Below are 19,622 nucleotides of genomic sequence, written 5' to 3' on the forward strand. Positions count from 1 at the left end.
AACAGGGAGCGAGGACCATGAAGCTTTACGACTCGATCGGACCCAATCCGCGTATCGTGCGCATGTTCATGGCCGAGAAGGGCATCGAGATCCCCAAGCAAACCGTCGACCTGCGCAAAGGCGAAAACCGCGAGACGGAACATCTGAAGCGCAACCCGCACGGCCAGATGCCGGCGCTCGAGCTCGACTGCGGCAACTACCTCTCCGAGATCACCGCGATCTGCGAATATCTCGAGGAGAAGCACCCCTCGCCCGCGATGATCGGCGCCACGCCGGAGGAACGCGCGGAATGCCGGATGTGGACGCGCCGCGTCGACCTCAACATCGCCGAACCGCTCGCCAATGGCTACCGCTTCGGCGAGGCACTGAAGTTCTTCGAGAAGCGCATTCCGGTGGCGCCGGAGGCCTCGCCGGGATTGAAGATGATCGCCGCCAACCGCATCAAATGGCTCAACGACCAGATGGCCGACGGCCGCGACTACATCTGCGGCCAGCGTTTCACCCTCGCCGACATGCTGCTGTATTGCTGGATCGATTTCGGCAACCAGGTCGGCCAGCCGCTGGACCAGTCGAACGCCAACATCGTCGCCTGGTTCAACCGTGTGGCCGAGCGGCCGTCGGTGAAGGCGTAGGTCAAGCCTCACCCCTCCCTGGGGGCAGGCCTATCGCATATAGCCTGCCTCCGCAGGGGCGCCCTGCCAAAACATCGAAAACAACCCCATGCAAAGTAGCCGGCGGCGTGTCGGCATTCGTCACGGGCTGCTTGACATGTCGGGCAACTCAGCCGCATAATTCTATTATTCGGAAATTATGCAGGCGTGGTCGGCTCAAGAGACCTTCAGCCCATCCGCTATCGCGCCCTAAATCACGACCGGCTTGTCGGGCAGCTCGTTCGGGTCACCCTCTGCGTGCGGGAAATACTCCGCCAGCTCCCGCGACACCGCAGCGATGCCGTTGATCACGCCCTGCTCGAACCGACCGGCCCGGAAATCCGTTTCCATCGCGCGGCAGATCGCTTCCCAGCCGGCTCGGCCAACCCTGGCGTCGATGCCTCGGTCGGCGACAATCTCGACGTCACGGTCGGCGAGCAACAGATAGATCAGCACGCCATTGTTGTGATGGGTGTCCCAGATCCGCAAATGCGAGAACACGTCGAGCGCCCGCTCGCGCGCCGGCTGGTTGCGGAACAGCGGCACGCCGTCGAGCGCGCCCTCGACGACGAAACGGATCTGACCGGAATGCGTTGCCTCGCCGGCCTTGATCGCCTGCTCGATGGCATCGAGCACGCGTGGCGGAAACTCGCGCCGCACGCGCCAGCGATGTTCGAGCAGATGCTTGCCGATGCGCTTGATGCTCATGTGCCTACCAGCTCCCCGAGGCGCCGCCGCCGCCGAAGCTGCCGCCCCCGCCGCTGAAGCCGCCGCCATCGCTCGAGCTCGAGCCGCTGCTCCAGCCCCCGCCGCCGGACCAGCCCCCGGAATAACCGCCGCCGCGCCGGTACGGCCCCGAGCCGGCCGCGGGACCGCCGAAATTCAATCCGCCGAAGATCAGCGCCGCAACACCGGCGAACAGCCCGACCACCAGCGCGGTGGCGAGCGAGCCCGCCAACATCCAGGTGAAGGCGCCGACAATGCCGCCGGTCGCCGCCGAGCCCAACAGCCGTCCCAGCAGGCCGCGCAAGAAGCCCGCCACGATGATGACGCCAAAGATCACGACCGGATTGGCGAAATCGACCAGGTTCGGCGCCTGCCAATGCTCGGGCTCCGGCGCCGGCAATTGCTCGCCATTGATCAGCCGGATCATCCGGTCGACGCCCGCTGAAATGCCGCCGGCGAAATCGCCGGCCTTGAACTTCGGCGTGATGTCCTCGTCGATGATGCGGTGGGTGATAACGTCGCTCAGCACGCCTTCGAGGCCGTAGCCGACCTCGATGCGCAAATGCCGGTCGTTCTTGGCGACCACCAGCAGCGCGCCGTCGTCGACCTTCTTGCGTCCGATCTTCCAGGCCTCGGCGACGCGGATCGAGAACTGCTCGATCGTCTCCTCGCCCGTGGTCGGCACGATCAGGACCGCGATCTGGCTGCCCTTGCGGGTCTCCAGATCCTTCAGCCTGTCGGTCAGCGATGCAACGTCACCCGACGACAGCGTCCCGGTCTGATCGACGACGCGGCCGGTGAGCTGAGGCACCGCGACCTCGGCCCACGCCGGGCAGATGAAGCCCAGCAGGAAGGCGAGCAGGATGACGCGTGCGGCGGTCATCGCGATCGGCGCAGCCGTCGTTACTTCGACGGCGCGGGGGATGGCGACGGGGCCGGATTGAAATCGACCTTCGGCGCGGTCGAGATCTCCTTCTCATTGTCGACCGTGAAGTTGGGCTTCTCCTTGTAGCCGAACACCATCGCCGTCAGATTGTTCGGGAAGGTGCGGATGCCGACGTTATAGTCCTGCACCGACTTGATGTAGCGGTTGCGCGCCACCGTGATGCGGTTCTCGGTGCCTTCGAGCTGGGCCATCAGGTCGCGGAACAGCGCATCCGATTTCAGCTGCGGATAATTTTCGGTGACGACCAGGAGCCGCGACAGCGCGCTGGTCAATTCACCCTGCGCCTGCGTGAACTTCTGGAATGCTGCGGGATCGTTGAGCACCTCGGGCGTCGCCTGGATGCTGCCGACCTTGGCACGCGCATTGGTGACGCCGAGCAGCACGTCCTTCTCCTGCTGCGCAAAACCCTTCACCGAGTTGACCAGATTCGGCACCAGATCGGCGCGCCGCTGGTACTGGTTCACCACCTCCGACCAGCTCGACTTGACCGTCTCGTCATTGGTCTGGATCGCGTTGTAGCCGCAGTTGGTCAGGCTCAAGGTCGCCAGCGCTGCCAGCACGGTCCAAAGCTTACGCATGAAGATGGTCCTCCCAGTGGAATCTGTATCAGGTTAACAGATTTTCGCCCGATAATCCCGCACGGCGGATTTCGCGCGCGCTTTTGCAGGCGTTGGCCCTTGCCACTCCCTCCCCGCGCCGTTCATCATGGCGAAAAAATCGATCCTGGGAGGATCCATGGTGTCTGAACAATTCGAGACGATTGTTGTCGAGCGGCCCGAACCGGCGATCGCGCGGATCGTGATGAACCGCCCCGAGGCCCGCAACGCTCAGAACCTGCAAATGACCTACGACCTCAACACCGCCTTCGACCAGGCGGTGCAGGACGACGCGATCAAGGTCATCATCCTCGCCGGCAACGGCCCGCATTTCTCGGCCGGCCACGATCTCAGGCCAGGGGCCAAGAACCAGGCCGGCGTCGATTTCCCGCCAGTCGGAAATTGGGGTGGCTTCAACGAGCCCAATGCCCATGGCCGCTTCGCGCGCGAGCAGGAGATCTATCTGCAGATCACGCGGCGCTGGCGCAATCTCGCCAAGCCGACGATCGCCGAGGTGCACGGCAAGTGCATCGCGGGCGGGCTGATGCTGGCCTGGGCCTGCGACCTGATCGTCGCGAGCAGTGATGCCGAGTTCTGCGATCCCGTGGTGACGATGGGTGTCTGCGGCGTCGAATGGTTCGTGCATCCCTGGGAGCTCGGCGCACGCAAGGCCAAGGAGATGCTGTTCACCGCCGACGTCTGGAGCGCCGACGAGGCGCATCGCCTCGGCATGGTCAATCATGTGGTGCCGCGCGGTGATCTCTCCTCGTTCACCCTGGCGCTGGCACGACGGATCGCGGCAAAACCCGCCTTCGCGCTGAAGCTGTCCAAGGAAGCAGTGAACCGCTCGGTCGATATCATGGGCCAGCCGGCCGCGATCGATCAGGCCTTCGCGCTGCATCAGCTCTGCCATGCCCACAATCTTCAGGAATTCGGAATGGTGGTGGACCCGGCCGGTCTGCATCCCTCCGTCAAGAAAACCGCCAACGTGTAGAAAGCCAGATGGACCTCACCCTCAGCGACGAGCAGCGCCTGCTGCGCGAAAGTGCCGACCGCTTCGTGGCGGAGACGTTCACATCGGATCATCGCAAGAAGACGGCGAACGATCCGCTGGGCTATTCGTCCGCGATCTGGAAACAATTCGCCGAGCTCGGTTGGCTGGCGTTGCCGATCAGCGAAGCCCATGGCGGGCTCGGCGGTGGCGCGATCGAGGTCGGGCTGTTGATGGAGGCGTTCGGCCGCGGCCTGGTGTCGGAGCCGTTCCTCTCCACGGTCGTGATCGGCGCCGCGCTGGTCGCCGAATGCGGCACCGAAGCGCAGCAGCAGGCGATCCTGCCGAAGGTGGCCGAAGGCGCGCTCACGCTCGCTTTCGCGCATTCGGAGCGCGCCGCCCGCTTCGACTTGGCACATGTCGACACGACCGCCACGAAGACCGCCGACGGCTGGCGGCTGAGCGGCAGCAAGATCGCGGTGCTCGACGGCGCAGCCGCCAACCAGATCATCGTCTCCGCCCGCATCGCCAACGCCAATGGCGCCTCAGGCAAGCTTGCCCTGTTCCTGGTGCCGGCGGGAACGTCTGGCCTCACGCTGCGCGACTACGCGCGACTCGGTGGTGGACGCGGCTGCAATCTCGATCTCAGGAATGTGCAATTGCCCGCTGACGCTTTGCTCGGCGACGGCCAGGATGCGCTGCCGGCGATCGAAACCGTGGTCGACCGCGCGATGGCCGCGCTCGGCGCCGAGGCGGTCGGCATCATGCAGACGCTGCTCGACACCACGCTCGAATACACCAAGATTCGAAAACAGTTCGGCAGGCCGCTGTCGGCCAACCAGGTGATCCGCCATCGCCTCGCCGACGTCGCGATGCAGGTCGACGAGGCGCGCTCGATGGCGCTGCGCGCCGCGCTGATGGCCAATGCCGAGCCTGTCGCCCGCGGACGTGCCGCCTCCGGCGCCAAGGCGAAGATCGGCAAGTGCGCGCGCTTTGTCGCCGAGCAGGCGGTGCAGCTGCATGGCGCCATGGGCGTCACCGAGGAGCTCGATATCGGCGCCTATTTCAAGCGGCTGCTCACCTTCGACACGCTGTTCGGCGGCAGCGCCCATCATTATCGCCGCCACGCCGCGCTAAGCGGCCGCGTCCACGCCTAACGGAGAGCGCACATGGATCTCACCTTCAGTGCCGCGGAGCGCGCTTTCGAACAGGAAGTCCGCGACTACATCGCCTCCAGCCTGACGCCGGAGATGAAGCGCGCCACCGCGCTGACGCCGTCGGTGTTCTCCGACCCCGATATCGGCATGGCCTGGCAGCGCGCGCTCCACAAGAAGGGTTGGGGCGCGCCGGGCTGGCCGGTGGAGCATGGCGGGCCGGACTGGACGCCGGCACAGCGCTGGATCTTCGAGGCCGAATGCGCCCGCGCCGGCGTGCCCAACGTCAACGTGATGGGCGTGAAGATGGTCGGTCCCGTCATCATCGGCTTCGGCTCGCCGGAGCAGCAGAACTTTTATCTACCGCGAATCCTCTCGGGTGAAGACTATTGGTGCCAGGGCTATTCCGAGCCGGGTTCGGGCTCCGATCTGTCGTCGCTGAAAACCCGCGCGGTGCGCGACGGTGACGACTACATCATCAACGGCACCAAGATCTGGACCACGCATGCGCATCACGCCAACCGCATGTTCGCGCTGGTGCGCACCAGCGACGGCGCGCGGCAGCAGGACGGCATCAGTTTTATTCTCATCGACATGAAGACGCCCGGCATCACGACGAGGCCAATTCTGACGATCGGCGGCGACCACGAGGTCAATCAGGTGTTCTTCGACGATGTCCGCGTGCCCGTCGCCAACCGCGTCGGCGAGGAAGGCAAGGGCTGGACCTACGGCAAATATCTGCTCGAATTCGAGCGCGGCTCCGGCATCGCATCGGCCAAGCTGCGCGAGGCGCTGAAGACGATCGCCGATCTCGCGGAGTCCGATGTCACCGGCCGCGCCATCGACGACCCCGATATCGCGATCCGGATGTCGGAAGCCGAGGTCGACATCGATGCGCTCGAGATGACCGAACTGCGGGTGCTGTCGGCGCTACAGACCGGGCAGAATCCCGGCGCGGTGTCGTCGTTGATCAAGCTCCGCGTCAGCGAGATCCGCCAGGCGGTGACGCGGCTCGGCGTCGACGTGATCGGGCAGGACGGCCTTGCCGTCGAGGCGGCGCGGCCGTTCTACCGGCTCAACCACGAGCCGGCGATCCCGGAAGAACTGTTGCCGGTGGTGCCGGAGTATCTCAACGGGCGGGCGTACACGATCTTCGGCGGATCGTCGGAGATCCAGCGCGACATCATCGCGAAGATGGTGTTGGGGTTGTAGAAACCGTCGTTCCGGGGCGATGCGTAAGCATCGAACCCGGAACCTCGAGGTTGCGGCGCGAGGTTCCGGGTTCGCGCTCACGCGCGCCCCGGAATGACGGCTATGCAGCCGTCACCTTCGCGTCCTGGATCGCCTGCCAGATCTTAACCGGCGTCAGCGGCGTGTTGAGCCGGGTGATGCCGACCTCGCTCAGCGCGTCCATCACGCCGTTGGTGATGCAGGGCGGGCCGCCGATTGCACCGGACTCGCCGCAGCCCTTGGCGCCGAGCGGATTGGTCTTGCAGGGCGCGGAAGGATCGAGCGTCACTGACATCGGCGGAACGTCCGAGGCGCGCGGAATGCAATAGTCCTGATAGCTCGCGGTCAGCAGCTGGCCTTCCTCGCTGTAGGCCACGCCCTCATACAGGGCCTGGCCGATGCCCTGGACGACGCCGCCATGCACCTGTCCCGTCACCAGCATCGGATTGACCGCGACGCCGACGTCGTCGACCGTGGTGTAACGCACCACGCGCGTCACGCCGGTCTCGGGATCGATCTCGACCTCGCAGATATGGGTGCCGTTAGGCCAGCTCGGCCCGTCAACATTGCCCTCGCTCTCGACCGAGAGCTTGGCGCCGGTTTCCTTGGCCGCGATCTCGAACAGACTGATGCGCTTGTCGGTGCCGACCACGGTGAGGAAGCCGTCGCGATATTCGATATCCTCTGCTGAGGCTTCCAGCAGATTGGAGGCCTTGTCGCGCGCCTTGTTGATCATGTCGTTGCTGGAGACCGCAACCGCGGTGCCGCCGACGAACAGCGAGCGCGAGCCGACGCTGCCGAAGCCGGTGGCAAGATCGGTATCGCCCTGGATGACGTCGATCTTGTCCATCGCGATGCCGAGCGTATCTGAAATCATCTGAGTGTAGGTGGTGGCGAGGCCCTGCCCCATCGCCATGGTGCCGGAATGCAGGATGACGCGGCCTTCGGCGGTCGCATGCAGCGAGACGTTCTCAGTGTGGGCACGGCCGCCGGTCCACTCGATGTAGCTGGTCAGGCCGCGGCCGTAGAGCAGGCCCTTCTTCTTCGCCGCCTTCTTGCGCGCGGCAAAGCCGTTCCAGTCGGCGAGGTCAGACGCGCGCTCCAGCATGTGCGCGAAGGCGCCGGAATCGTACACCTGCCCGACCGCGTTGGTGTAGGGCAGTTGCGCCGGCTTGATGTAGTTGACCTTGCGGATGGTGCGCGGGTCCATGCCGATCTGGCGCGCCGCGGCATCGAACAGCCGCTCGACGATGAACACCGCCTCCGGCCTGCCGGCGCCGCGATAGGCACCGACCGGCGCGGTGTGGGTCATCACCGACTTCACCTCGAAATGCACCAGCGGCAGGTCGTAGACGCCGGTCTGCACGAACGGGCCGAGCACCAGCGGAATGATGTTGGCGGTGCCGGACGAATAAGCACCGGTGCCGCCGATCGAGCGCACGCGATAGGCCAGCACGCGGCCCTTGGCGTCGAGCGCGAATTCGCCGGTCGAAGTCAGGTCGCGGCCATGCGTGCCGCCGACGAACTCGTCGGTGCGGTCGCCACGCCAGCGGATCTTCTCGTTCAGCTTGGTCGCGGCATAGGCGACGATGCCGTCTTCCGGATAGAGGCTGGTCTTCTGGCCGAAGCCGCCGCCGATATCGCCGACCAGCACGCGCACGCTGTCCTTCGGCCGCTTCAGGATCGATTCCGCGAGCAGATCGCGGGTCGAGCCCGGGGTCTGCGACTGCACGTGGAGGATCAGCCGGCCGGTCTTCTTCTCGATCTCAGCAATCGTCGAGCGCGGCTCCATCGCCGACGGCACCAGGCGCTGGCTGATGAGATCGAGCGACACCTTGTGCGCGGCACTGGCGAAGGCTTCCTCGACCTTGACGGCGTCGCCATAGCTCATCGCGGCCACGATGTTGTCGGGCGCCTCCGGCCAGACCGCCGGCGCGCCGGGCTTGATGGCCTCGACCGGATCGACCACCGAGGGCAGCACCTCGTAATCGATCTCGATCGCCTCGGCCGCGGTCTGCGCCAGCACGCGCGAGGTCGCGACCACGGCCGCGACACCCTCGCCGGCGTAACGCACCACCTCATGCGCGAGCAGGCGCCGCGGCGGCACCGTCATCGGCGAACCGTCCGGCCGCTTGAAGATCGCCAGCGTCGGCAGCGTGCCGATATCGTCCTTGACGAGGTCCGCGCCGGTATAGACCGCCTTGACACCCGGCATCGCAAGCGCCGCCCTGGCGTCGATCGACTTGATATTGGCGTGGGCATGCGGCGAGCGCAGCACGTGCAGCCAGAGCGCGCCGTCCTGCGGCTTGTCGTCGATGAAATGCCCCTTCCCGGTGACCAGCCGCTGGTCTTCCAGACGCTTGACTGGCTGGCCCGCACCGAAACGCATATTGCCGGGAAGAATGTTCATCAGAAGAGTCCTTGAGTTCAGAAATTTCGGCGGGTTTTAACGGATTTTCGGCGCGAGACAACACGCGCGGGAAAGACGACGTAATGCGCTTTATGCATCACGCAAGCTGCGGGGCAAGGCGCAGGCCGGTTTCAGGCAAGATCGCGCAACGCGGCTTCGACCACCTTGCGCTGCTCGGCGGTCAGCGGCGCCTGCGGCGGCACGGGGTCGCCGACATCGTAGCCCTGGCTCGCGAGCCCGGCCTTGATGCAGGCCGCGAGGTTGAAGCGGGCGAACGCCTCGTTGATACGCCAGAGCTTGCGCTGCAGGACCATCGCCTCGTCCCAGCGGGCACGGCGGCAGAGATTGTAGAGCTCGACGCTCTGGCGCGGGATGATGCAGGCCGGGCCGGCCATCCAGCCATGGCCGCCGATCAGCATGACCGCGGCCGGGATATGGGCGGACGCCGAGAACACTTTCAGGCTGTCGCCGCAGCGGTTCATGATCGACAGCAACCGGCCGGTGTTGGTCGAGGCGTCCTTGATGTAGCCGATGCGCGGATGCTGGGCGAGCCGCGCGATGACGTCGAGCGTCAGATCGGAGCGCTGGAAATTCGGGTTGGTGTAGATCACCACGGGAATGTCGACCGCATCGGCAATGGCCCGGAAATAGGATTCCACCTGGGCATCACTGAGCGGAAAATACGCCTCCAGGATCGCGAGAATGCCGGCGGCACCCCGCTTCTGATAGGCCTTGGCCTGCGCCACCGCGTCGGCCGTCGAGGTCGAGGCGACGCCGGCCACCACGGGGACGCGACCCTGCGCGGCCTCGATCGTGGTCGCCACCACCTGCATGCGCTGCGCATTGTTGAGATAGGCGAATTCGCCGGTCGAGCCGAGTGGCGTCAGGCCGTGGACGCCGGCCTTGATCAGATCATCGCAGAGCCGGCCCAGCACCTCGGTGCGGACATGGCCGGCGGGATCGACCGGGGACACCAGATACGGAAAGACGCCGTGAAAATCAGCCATTTGCAAGCCTCGCTGACGGCGAGACATAATCGGGATCGTGCGCAAAGGGAAGCGGTTCGCCGCGGCGGAGCGCGCCGAGCACCGCGGCAAAGTCGGTTACCGCGCGGAAACCGAGCAGGCGTTCGGCCTTGCCGGCATCGTAGACCCGGCCGATCGAGCCCGGCAGCTGCCAGCCGCGCCGCGCGAACAGCGCCGGCGCATCGGGGAAATTGCGTCCGATGAGGCCTGCCGCATCCGCCTTCAGCTCAGCGACATCGTTGCGCGCAAACGGCGTCGGCGCGCTGATCACAAAGACCTCGAAACCGCGGATATTCTCCAGCGCCACGATATGGGCCTCGGCGGCATCCTCCACCGTGAGCCGGCGATACAGCAACTCGGTCGCCTTCAGGTTCTCGCCGTGAATGTCGACGATCGTGTCGTCGTCCTCGGGGAAGAAGCGGCTGGTGCGCAGCACTGCGCAGTTCAGGCCATGCTCGCGGCTGTAGAGCCGGCACAGCCCCTCGGCCGCGAGTTTCGTAACGCCATAGATGTTGCGCGGCTCGAGCGGCCCTGTCGTCTCGTCGAGCCAAACCGCCGCATGGCCTTCCTCGTCGCGGATCGCCTGCGAGATCATCAGCGAGGTGGTCGACGTGAAGACGAACTGCTTGTGGCCGGCGGCAGCGGCGGCCTGCAGCAGGTTGAGCGTGCCTGATACGTTGACGTCGACAAAGGCCTGGGGCGCGAACCGCGCGATGTCGGGCTTGTGCAGCGCGCCGCCGTGGATCACGGCCTCGATGCCGTGATCGCCGAACACGCGATCGACCACCGATCGATCGGCCACCGAGCCGACCACATCGGTCGCCTCGCCCGGGACGACGTCGAGGCCGGTCACGTGATGGCCGGCCCGTCGGAGCCGCGGCGCAAGGAAACGGCCGAGCCAGCCGGACGAGCCGGTCAACAATACGCGCATGATTTCCGCCCGGCCCCGCGCCTTCAGAACACCTTGGCGATCGCGGCCTGCGCGTCGCCCTGGATCTGCTTCAGATGATCCGGCCCGCGGAAGCTTTCGGCGTAGATCTTGTAGACATCCTCGGTGCCTGAGGGACGCGCGGCAAACCAGCCGGCCTCGCTCTCGACCTTGATGCCGCCGAACGGCTGATCGTTGCCCGGCGCTTTGGTCCTGACCGCGCGCACGGCATCGCCGGCGAGTTGGGTCATGTTGAGCTGCTCGGGACCAAGCGCTTTCAAAGCGTTCTTCTGCTTCGGCGTCGCCGCGACGTCGATGCGCTCGTAATAGGGCACGCCGAGCTCGGCGGTCAGCTCCTTGAACAGCTCGCTGGGATCGCGGCCGGTCTTGGCGATGATCTCCGCCGCCAGCAGGCCGAGGATGATGCCGTCCTTGTCCGTGGTCCAGGCTGAACCATCGCGCTTGAGGAACGAGGCGCCGGCGCTTTCCTCGCCGGCAAAGCCGAAGCCGCCGCCGCCGAGCCCGTCGACGAACCATTTGAAGCCGACCGGCGTCTCGACCAGTCTGCGGTTAAGCTTCTTCGCCACGCGATCGATGATCGAGCTCGACACGATGGTCTTGCCGATCGCGGCATCCCCGCTCCATTGCGGCCGATGCGCGAACAGATAGGCGATCGCGGTGGCGAGGAAGTGGTTCGGGTTCATCAGCCCGTTCGAACGGGTGACAATGCCGTGGCGGTCGGCGTCGGTATCGTTGGCGAAGGCGACGTCGAAGCGGTCGCGCATCCCGATCAGGCTCGCCATCGCGTAGGGCGACGAGCAGTCCATCCGGATCTTGCCGTCCCAATCCGCGGTCATGAAGCGGAAGGTGGGATCGACCGCAGTGTTGACGACTGACGCGTTGATGCCGTAGCGCGCGATGATCGGCTGCCAGTAATGCACCGCCGCGCCGCCGAGCGGATCGATCCCGATCCTGACGCCGGCGGATTTGATCAGCGCGAGATCGACGGTGTTGCCGAGATCGGCGACGTAAGGCGTGATGTAGTCGTGCAGATGCGTGGTCGCGGCCTTGCGCGCGCGGTCATATGGTATCCGCGCCACGCCCTTGAGGCCGGCCTCGATGTAGCGGTTGGCGTTCTTCTCGACCACGGCGGTGACGTCGGTGTCGGCCGGGCCGCCATGCGGCGGATTGTATTTATAGCCGCCGTCCTCCGGCGGATTGTGTGACGGCGTGATGACGACACCATCGGCAAGGCCGGTGCTGCGGCCCTTGTTGTAGCTCAGAATCGCATGCGAGATCACGGGCGTCGGGGTGTAGCCGGCCTGCGCGTCGATCATGATCTCGACGCCGTTCGCCGCGAACACCTCGACTGCGCTGGCCAGCGCCGGCTCGGCCAGCGCATGGGTATCGATGCCGATGAACAGCGGGCCGGTGAGACCCTTCTCGCGCCGGTGATCGCAGATCGCCTGCGTGGTGGCGAGGATGTGGTCCTCGTTGAATGAATTCTTCAGCGACGAGCCGCGATGACCCGAGGTGCCGAACGCAACCCGCTGGGTGGGATCACTCGGGTCGGGCTTACCGGCAAAATAGGCCGTGACAAGCCGCGGCACATTGGCGAGTGCTGAGGGATCGATGGGTTTGCCGGCGGCGGGATTTGGTGCAGTCACGTGACCTCTCAGATCTGGTATCACCGACCATCAGCACAACGAGTGATGTCATGGCGTGCTACCATGGCGGCTTACGTTCAATCAAGCCGAGCGCTTTTCGTTCCGTACCGTCAGCGGCAATCCGCCACTATTCGACGTCGATCTGCTGCACCTTCTCGCGCAGCTCGTCGACCAGCACCCGCTTGTTCTCGGTATAATCGATCGGCACCACGACGAGATGCACGCCGCCGCCGGAGAACGCCCGCTCGAGCGTCGGAACGATCGCTTCCGTGCTCTCGATCCGCGAACCCTTGGCGCCGTAGCTTTCGGCGTATTTGACGAAATCCGGATTGCCGAAAGTCAGGCCGAAATCCGGGAAGTTGTCGACCGCCTGCTTCCAGCGGATCATGCCGTAGGCGGAATCCTCCAGGATCAGGATCACCAGATTGAGCTTGAGGCGGACCGCGGTCTCGAGCTCCTGCGAATTCATCATGAAGCCGCCATCGCCGCAGACCGCGAGCACGCGGGTCTTCGGATACAGCATCGCCGCCATCATCGCCGACGGCAGACCGGCGCCCATGGTCGCGAGCGCATTGTCGAGCAGCAGCGAGTTCGCGAGCAGCGTGCGGTAGTTGCGCGCGAACCAGATCTTGTACATGCCGTTGTCGAGCGCGACGATGCCGTCCTCGGGGATGACTTGCCGCACATCATGCACGATGCGCTGCGGCGTCGGCGGCCAGCGGCCCTCGGTGGCGCGATCGGTGATCTTGGCCAGGATGCTCTCGCGCAGGCTGAGCAGTGCGCTGGCACGTGGCAGCTTGCCCTCGACCCGATCAGCGAGCAGTTCGAGGCTCGGCCCGACATCGCCGATTACCTCAACTTGCGGGAAATAGACCTGCTCGACATTCGCCGGCATGTAGCTGACATGGATCACCTGCGGACCCTTCGGACCCATGATGAAGGGCGGCTTCTCGATCGTGTCGTGGCCAATCGCGATGATCAGGTCGGCGCGGTCGATCGCCTCATGCACATAGTCGCGCTCGCTCAGCGCGGCGGTCCCCATGTACTGATTGGTGCCGCCCGACACCGTGCCCTTGCCCATCTGCGTGGTGAAGAACGGGATCTTGGTCCGGCGCACGAAATCGCCGATCCCGGCGGTCGAGCGCGGGCGCGAGGCTGCCGCGCCGAGCATGATCAGCGGACGCTGCGCCTTCAGGATCAGGTCGGCGGCACGGTCGAGCGCCGCCGCATGCGCGATCGGAATCTCGATCGGATGCGGATGCACCAGCTCGACCGGTGCGGTCTCGTCGCCGGCGATGTCCTCCGGCAGTTCGAGCAGCACCGGTCCCGGCCGTTCCTGGGTTGCAATCCGGAAGGCGTCGCGGACCAGCGTCGGGATGGTGGCGCCGCTGACGATTTGCAGCGACAACTTGGTCAGCGGACGGAAAGTGTTGACGATGTCGACGATCTGGAACTTGGCCTGCCGACTGCTCAGGATGCCCTTCTGGCCGGTGAGCATCACCATGGGCATCGCGCCGAGCAGCGCATAGGCGGCGCCAGTGGTCAAATTGAGTGCGCCGGGACCGAGCGTCGTGATGCACACGCCGGGCTTTCCGGTCAGCCGGCCATAGGTTGCCGCCATGAAGGCCGCGGCCTGCTCGTGGCGGGTCACGATCAGCTTGATCGAGGATTTGCGCAGGCTCTCGACGACGTCGAGATTCTCCTCGCCGGGGACGCCGAACACCCGCTCCACGCCCTCATTCTCGAGCGCCGCGACCAGCAAATCGGAACCTTTGACCATGTCAGCCTCACTTCGTTGATTGCATGCCGCGCACGGAGCATAGCCGCATCGCGCGCCGCCGGAAACTCCCTCGCGAGCTCACGGCTTATGCGCCCTGATCCAGGCGTCAGCGGCGGGCAGCACGCGCGTGGAGAGATCGGCCGAGATGGCGATCGCCTGCACGGCGCGCGCCACCATCACGCGCCCGCCGCTGGTCGATTGCGACGGGGCAAACGCGGCCAGTTCCGCCGCGTGGGCCTCATCGGTAAAATTGGTCATGAAGTTCGGCACGAACTGATCGCGGAAGTTCGGCCCCTGCCTTGCCAGCAATGTATCGAAATTGGCGCGGACGAAGTCCCAGGCGAGCTGCGGCTGTTCGCCCGAAGATGCGACCGCGTTGATCATCCCGGTCACGATCGTGTCGGGCAATTCGCTGGTTAGCGTCAAGGCCAGCGTCGCACGCGCCAGTTCGGGATCGCGAGCACTGGCCGCAGCGAAATAGTAGCGCAGCCGCTCATTGGTCGCCGCGCTCTTGCGCGCGAGCGCCAGCAGCTGATCATAGGTTTTGCGATCGGCGGTAACGCCAACGACATGGGTGACGGCGTCGCGCAGCGTGGTCGGCAGCGAATTGGGATCATCGACGAATGTCGCAAAGCGCCGCTTCGCCTCCGCCACAATGTCTGCGTCACCGAGATCGCCAAGCGTCGAAATCAGGCTTGCACGCAGCAGCGCAGTGTCGTCGTCAGCGGGACCGGGCCCTTCCCATCCGATCCGATCGAACACCGGGCGCAGCTTGGCGCGGGCATAGGCCTGGATCACCGGCCGCTCGGCGCGGTCGCGCGACAGGCGGTTGAGCGTGGCAAATGTCGAGATCACCTGGTCCCACACCGCGCGATGGTCACCGGCATCGAGCGCGTCGAGCAGCGCCAGATAGGATGGCGGCTCGGCGCGGCCGGCCTGCACCAGCGCCCAGCTGTCGGTGACGACATTGAGCCGGTCAATAACCTCCATTTGCGGGAAGGCATTCAGCAGTGCCGCACGGTTCTTCAGGCCGTATTCGACCCTGTAATAGCCGACGTCGCCGAGATTGACCTTGATCGCGTCGCCGCATGCGCCCGCCGGGATATCGGCGCTGCCCTTCAGCAACATCTCGTCGAACGGCTTGCCATGCGCCGGCCCGACCGCGACCGGAATCTGCCAGCTGTGCGCCGGCAGCGACGGATCGTTGGCGGGCGCGATCACGAAGCGGTCCTGCCGCAATGTCAGGCGCTGTGCTGTGCCATCGCAAGCCGTCTCGGCCAGGATCAGCGGCACACCATCCTGCTCGGTGAAGGAGGCGGCGATGCCGGTGATCGGCTTGCCGCCCGCGCTCTCGAGCGCCTGCCAGAGATCGGCCGTGGTGGAATTGCTGTAGGCATGTGCGGCCATGTATTTGCGGATGCCGTCGCGGAACGGCTGTTCGCCGAGATAGGTCTCGAGCATCCGGATCAGCGCCTGACCCTTGTTGTAGGTGATGGCGTCGAACGCCGTGACAGCCTCGCTGTGATCGGCAATCGGCTGCTGGACCGGATGCGAGGTGCGGCGTGCATCGAGCGCCATGGCAAACTGCTTGGCGCCGTAGCCGTTCAGCCAGTTCTGCCATTGCGGATAGAACTGCTCCGAGGCCTTGGTTGCCATCCAGCTGGCAAAGCCCTCGTTGAGCCAGAGATTGTCCCACCACGCCATGGTGACGAGATCGCCGAACCACATATGCGCCATCTCGTGCGCGATGATGGCAAAGATTCCGCGCTTGGCGGTCTCGGCGTTGGTCGCGGGATCGAACAGCAGCCGGCTCTCGAAGAAGGTGATGCCGCCCCAGTTCTCCATCGCACCGCCGAACCCGCCGGGAACGGCGATCAGGTCGAGCTTCGGCAGCGGATATTTCACGCCGAAATAGTCGTTGTAATAGCCGAGCAGCTTCACCGCGCTGTCGAGCGCGAAGCGGCCCTGCCCGCTCTTGCCCTCCGTCGTCACCACGCCGACGGTGACGCCGCCGGCATCGGCCGTGATCCGTTCGAGTTCGCCGACCGTGAGCACAAACAGATAGCTCGACATCTTCGGCGTCGGCGCGAACGCAACCTTCTTGAGATCGCCACCGACCGGCTGCTCGCTCGTGACGGGCATATTGCCGACCGCGAGCAGATTGCGCGGGATCACGACGGTCAGCGCAAAACTCGCCTTGAATGACGGCTCGTCCCAGCACGGAAAGATCCGCCTTGCATCGGCCGGCTCCAGCTTGCTGGAGATCAGCCGCTTGATTCCGCCCGCGGTCGGATAATCGACCGAGAACAGGCCAGTGCCGAATTTGTTGATCTGCGCCGTGAAGGCGATGCGGAGCTTGTGCCGGCCGACCGCAAGCGGCTTGCCGAAGGTCAGCGTCGCGGTCTGCGCGGCGGCGTCGGTCACGACCTCCGCGCGCTGGGCGCCGTCGTCGATCGTGGCTTCGGTGAAGGTCGTATTGATCGCATTCAGCGTCACCTGCGCGGTGGCTTCGCGCACCTCGATGTCGATGGTCTCGACACCTGGCAAAGCGAGGCTGGTGAGATCGGGCGTCAGCTCGATCGCGTAACTCAGCGGGATGACCGTCTTCGGCAGCTTCCCGGGCGTGCTGTCGAACGAAAATGTCTGCTCGGCCTGCGCCGCGGCGGCCGTCATCAGCAGCAATGCGATTGCCGTGGCAAGACGACGCAGCAGCGTGGGTTGGACACGGGTTGCAGGCTTGTTCATCGCGCGCGGCTCACGGGGATCGCAGGGATTTTCGGATGTCATTGCGGAAGGGCCTAGCAGACAATCTAGTAGAGAAAATGTCGCCACAAAACTGCCAACTCCGCCGACATCTGACATCGCAGCTGCTTGCATCGATGGACACGCACGCACCACACTGCTGCCGCCGGCCCTTGTTGCTCGACGGCGCGGTGCAAGGCTAACCTGTGGGCTGGCATTCCAGCCGCAACGACCGGCGACGGGAGATAGCAATGTTCGGAAAATTCTCGCGCCGGCAATTTGCGGGCCTTGCAGGGCTCTCGGCGCTCGGCCTGTCGGCCCCTGCCGAGGCAGCGAACCGGGCCCCGCGGCCGGATGGCGCGAACTTTCCCGCGGGATTCGTCTGGGGCACCGCGACCTCGTCCTACCAGGTCGAGGGCGCGGTCAATGAGGACGGCCGGGGGCCATCGATCTGGGACACCTTCACCCATACATCGGGCAAGATCGAGGACGGCTCGACCGGCGACCGCGCCAACGACCATTATCACCGCTACAAGGAGGATGTCCGGCTCATCAAGGAGCTCGGCACCAAGGCGTATCGGTTTTCCATTGCCTGGTCGCGGGTGTTTCCCGACGGCACCGGCACGCCGAATCCAAAGGGCCTCGACTTCTACAACCGCCTGGTCGACGAGCTGCTGGCGAACGGCATCGAGCCCTACGCCACGCTCTATCACTGGGACCTGCCTCAGGCATTGCAGGACCGGGTCGGCGGCTGGCGCTCGCGCGACACGTCGAAGGCGTTCGGCGACTATGCGGGTTATGTGGCACAGCGATTGACCGACCGGGTCAAGAACATCTTCACCCTCAACGAGGTCGGGCGTTTCCTGCCCTTCGGCTATGCGCTCGGCGTTGACGCGCCGGGGCTGAAACTGCCGCCCGCCGAGGTGAACCAGGCGCGCCACCACGTCGCGCTGGCGCATGGGCTTGCGGTGCAGGCGATCCGCGCCAAGGGCCGCGCCGGCACGCGGGTCGGCCCGGCGGAGAACATCACTGCCTGCGTTCCTGCCGTCAACACGCCGGAGAACATCCGCGCCACCGAGATCGCAACGCGCGAGCTTAATGCCGGCTTCCTCGGTGTCCTCCTCGAAGGCAAGTACACCGAAGCTTTCCTGCAATATGCCGGCGCCGACGCGCCCAAATTCACCGCCGAGGAGCTGAAGATCATCGCGCAGCCCAACGATTTCGTCGGGCTGAACATCTACGCGCCGCACTGCTATGTCCTTGCCACCGACAGCGCCCCCGGCTGGAAGCCGCTGCCGATGCCGGCCTCGTTCCCGCACATGAATTCGGATTGGCTGCGGATCGCGCCGGAGACGATCTACTGGGCGCCGCGGATCGCGGCCAAGCTCTGGAACATCAAGAGCATCTATATCAGCGAGAACGGCACCTCCGGCGAGGACAAGGTGCAGCCGGACGGGCAGATCTACGATCTCGACCGCATCATGTTCCTGCGCAATTACCTCGCGCAGGTGCAGCGGGCGACCGCCGACGGTGTCCCGATCCACGGCTATTTCCTGTGGAGCCTGATGGACAATTTCGAATGGATCTTCGGTTACGAGAAGCGTTTTGGTCTCTACCGCGTCGACTTCGAGACCCAGACCCGCGTGCCGAAATTGAGCGCCGCATTCTACCGCGACGTGATCGCACGTAACGCGGTTGGGGTATGATCTATCCGGCCTGCGGCCGCGCTCCGGACCACGCTCGCCGCAGCAGGTCGCTGACGCCGCGCTCTTCGATCGGCCGCGGATTCCAGTAGGGATTTTTAGTGGCGAGCGCAGCCGCCTTTGCGATGCCGTCCTCGGGCATGCCGATCTCGGCGAGCGAGCGCGGCGCACCGAGCTTGGCCGACAGATCGAACAGGCCATCGGCCGCGTCAGATGCGCCGAGCGCCCGTGCGGCGCGGCCGATGGCCTCGCGCGCGGCCGGCGTGTTGTAGGCGATGGTGTGCGGCAGCAGCACCGCATGGGTTTCGGCATGCGGCAGGTCGAACAGCGCGCCGACGGTGTGGCAGAGCTTGTGATGCAGCGCCATGCCGACGGTGCCGAGGCAGACCGCGCACAGCCATGCGCCGTAGAGCGCGCCGGAGCGCGCGTCGAGATCGCCCGGCCGCGCGATGACGTCCGGCAACGATGAGGCGAGCTTCGCGATCGCCTCCTCCGCCATCAGCGAGGTGATCGGATTGCCGTCGCGCGCATACAGCGCCTCGGCCGCGTGCGCGATCGCGTTGAGGCCGGATATCGCAGAGAACTTTGCCGGCATCGAGAGCGTCAGGTTGGCGTCGTAGATCACAGCCTCCGGCAAGATCTTCGGCGACGACTGCGTGGTCTTGACGCCGTCGACGGTCTCGCCGAGCACCGGCGTCATCTCGGAGCCGGCATAGCTGGTCGGCACGATCAGCTGCGGCAGATCGGTACGCAGCGCGATCGCCTTGCTCAATCCAGTCGCGGCGCCCGCGCCGATCGCGACCACGCCGTCGGGCTTCAGCTCGCCGACCACCTGCATCGCGCGTTCAGTCACCGCAACCGGCGTGTGCACGACAGCGCCATCGAACACGCCGGCCATGCGGCCGGCGGTCAAGGCTGCGAGATCGCCGAGCTCGGCCTGCTGTCGCCGGCTCGCCAGCACCAGCGCGCGGGTGATGCCGAGCCGACCGAGCTCATCCGCCAATTGCGCGACGGTGCCAGTCCCGAACACGACCCGCATCGGGCTGACTTGATAGGTGAAGGACTGCGCCATGG

At 65.5% G+C, this 19,622-nt stretch carries 15 protein-coding genes; 5 read left to right on the forward strand and 10 right to left on the reverse strand.

Features of this window, described 5'->3' with window-relative positions; genetic code table 11:
* Window positions 1–17 precede the first annotated feature (17 nt).
* Window positions 18–632, forward strand: coding sequence for a glutathione S-transferase family protein (locus JQ616_RS00325; RefSeq protein WP_212011372.1), 615 nt, complete (start codon window positions 18–20; stop codon window positions 630–632).
* A 228-nt stretch (window positions 633–860) separates the two neighbouring features.
* Here JQ616_RS00325 and JQ616_RS00330 read toward each other — a convergent pair whose 3' ends face one another.
* The 3 genes from JQ616_RS00330 to JQ616_RS00340 are packed head-to-tail and all read right to left on the reverse strand — an operon-like array spanning window position 861 to window position 2,900.
* The gene (locus tag JQ616_RS00330; protein ID WP_212011374.1) at window positions 861–1,358 is read right to left on the reverse strand and encodes a TPM domain-containing protein; all 498 of its coding nucleotides are present in this window, start codon (window positions 1,356–1,358) and stop codon (window positions 861–863) included.
* A 4-nt stretch (window positions 1,359–1,362) separates the two neighbouring features.
* Window positions 1,363–2,259, reverse strand: coding sequence for a TPM domain-containing protein (locus JQ616_RS00335; RefSeq protein ID WP_212011376.1), 897 nt, complete (start codon window positions 2,257–2,259; stop codon window positions 1,363–1,365).
* A gap of 20 nt (window positions 2,260–2,279) precedes the next feature.
* The gene (locus JQ616_RS00340) at window positions 2,280–2,900 is read right to left on the reverse strand and encodes a LemA family protein (RefSeq protein ID WP_212011378.1); all 621 of its coding nucleotides are present in this window, start codon (window positions 2,898–2,900) and stop codon (window positions 2,280–2,282) included.
* Between the two features lie 157 nt (window positions 2,901–3,057).
* Here JQ616_RS00340 and JQ616_RS00345 point away from each other — a divergent pair, with 157 nt between their 5' ends.
* Genes JQ616_RS00345 through JQ616_RS00355 form a run of 3 tightly spaced genes read left to right on the forward strand, consistent with a single transcriptional unit; the run spans window position 3,058 to window position 6,275 of the window.
* Window positions 3,058–3,912 carry an enoyl-CoA hydratase gene (locus JQ616_RS00345; RefSeq protein WP_212011380.1) on the forward strand — a complete coding sequence of 285 codons (855 nt, stop codon included), beginning with the start codon at window positions 3,058–3,060 and terminating at the stop codon, window positions 3,910–3,912.
* An 8-nt stretch (window positions 3,913–3,920) separates the two neighbouring features.
* The gene (locus JQ616_RS00350; protein ID WP_212011382.1) at window positions 3,921–5,066 is read left to right on the forward strand and encodes an acyl-CoA dehydrogenase family protein; all 1,146 of its coding nucleotides are present in this window, start codon (window positions 3,921–3,923) and stop codon (window positions 5,064–5,066) included.
* 12 nt (window positions 5,067–5,078) lie between these two features.
* Window positions 5,079–6,275 (forward strand): acyl-CoA dehydrogenase family protein, encoded by a 1,197-nt coding sequence (locus JQ616_RS00355; RefSeq protein WP_212011383.1) that lies wholly within the window; start codon window positions 5,079–5,081, stop codon window positions 6,273–6,275.
* A gap of 100 nt (window positions 6,276–6,375) precedes the next feature.
* On the opposite strand, the gene JQ616_RS00360 is transcribed toward JQ616_RS00355, so the two are convergent.
* From JQ616_RS00360 to JQ616_RS00385, 6 genes are all read right to left on the reverse strand, one after another.
* A complete protein-coding gene (locus JQ616_RS00360) occupies window positions 6,376–8,703 on the reverse strand; it encodes a xanthine dehydrogenase family protein molybdopterin-binding subunit (protein WP_212011384.1) in 2,328 nt (775 codons plus the stop codon).
* 131 nt (window positions 8,704–8,834) lie between these two features.
* Entirely contained in the window at window positions 8,835–9,710 is an 876-nt protein-coding gene (locus tag JQ616_RS00365) for a dihydrodipicolinate synthase family protein (protein ID WP_212011385.1), read from the reverse strand.
* Window positions 9,703–10,659, reverse strand: a complete 957-nt coding sequence (locus tag JQ616_RS00370; RefSeq protein WP_212011386.1) for an NAD-dependent epimerase/dehydratase family protein — start codon at window positions 10,657–10,659, stop codon at window positions 9,703–9,705. Before JQ616_RS00370 ends, JQ616_RS00365 begins: the two co-directional genes overlap by 8 nt.
* Window positions 10,660–10,682: 23 nt before the next feature.
* Complete coding sequence (gene pgm / locus JQ616_RS00375) at window positions 10,683–12,323, reverse strand: phosphoglucomutase (alpha-D-glucose-1,6-bisphosphate-dependent) (RefSeq protein WP_212011387.1); 1,641 nt, start codon at window positions 12,321–12,323, stop codon at window positions 10,683–10,685.
* Window positions 12,324–12,450: 127 nt separating this feature from the next.
* Window positions 12,451–14,103: an acetolactate synthase large subunit gene (locus tag JQ616_RS00380; protein WP_212011388.1), complete on the reverse strand. Its 1,653-nt coding sequence runs from the start codon at window positions 14,101–14,103 to the stop codon at window positions 12,451–12,453.
* Between the two features lie 78 nt (window positions 14,104–14,181).
* Window positions 14,182–16,848 (reverse strand): M1 family metallopeptidase, encoded by a 2,667-nt coding sequence (locus tag JQ616_RS00385; RefSeq protein WP_212011389.1) that lies wholly within the window; start codon window positions 16,846–16,848, stop codon window positions 14,182–14,184.
* 248 nt (window positions 16,849–17,096) lie between these two features.
* Between JQ616_RS00385 and JQ616_RS00390 the strand changes: the two genes are divergently transcribed.
* On the forward strand, window positions 17,097–18,551 hold the full coding sequence (locus JQ616_RS00390) for a GH1 family beta-glucosidase (RefSeq protein WP_212011390.1): 1,455 nt from the start codon (window positions 17,097–17,099) through the stop codon (window positions 18,549–18,551).
* Window position 18,552: 1 nt separating this feature from the next.
* Here JQ616_RS00390 and JQ616_RS00395 read toward each other — a convergent pair whose 3' ends face one another.
* The gene (locus JQ616_RS00395) at window positions 18,553–19,620 is read right to left on the reverse strand and encodes a maleylacetate reductase (RefSeq protein WP_212011391.1); all 1,068 of its coding nucleotides are present in this window, start codon (window positions 19,618–19,620) and stop codon (window positions 18,553–18,555) included.
* Window positions 19,621–19,622 lie beyond the last annotated feature (2 nt).

The organism is Bradyrhizobium tropiciagri (assembly GCF_018130545.1).
GTDB classification, from domain to species: domain Bacteria; phylum Pseudomonadota; class Alphaproteobacteria; order Rhizobiales; family Xanthobacteraceae; genus Bradyrhizobium; species Bradyrhizobium tropiciagri_A.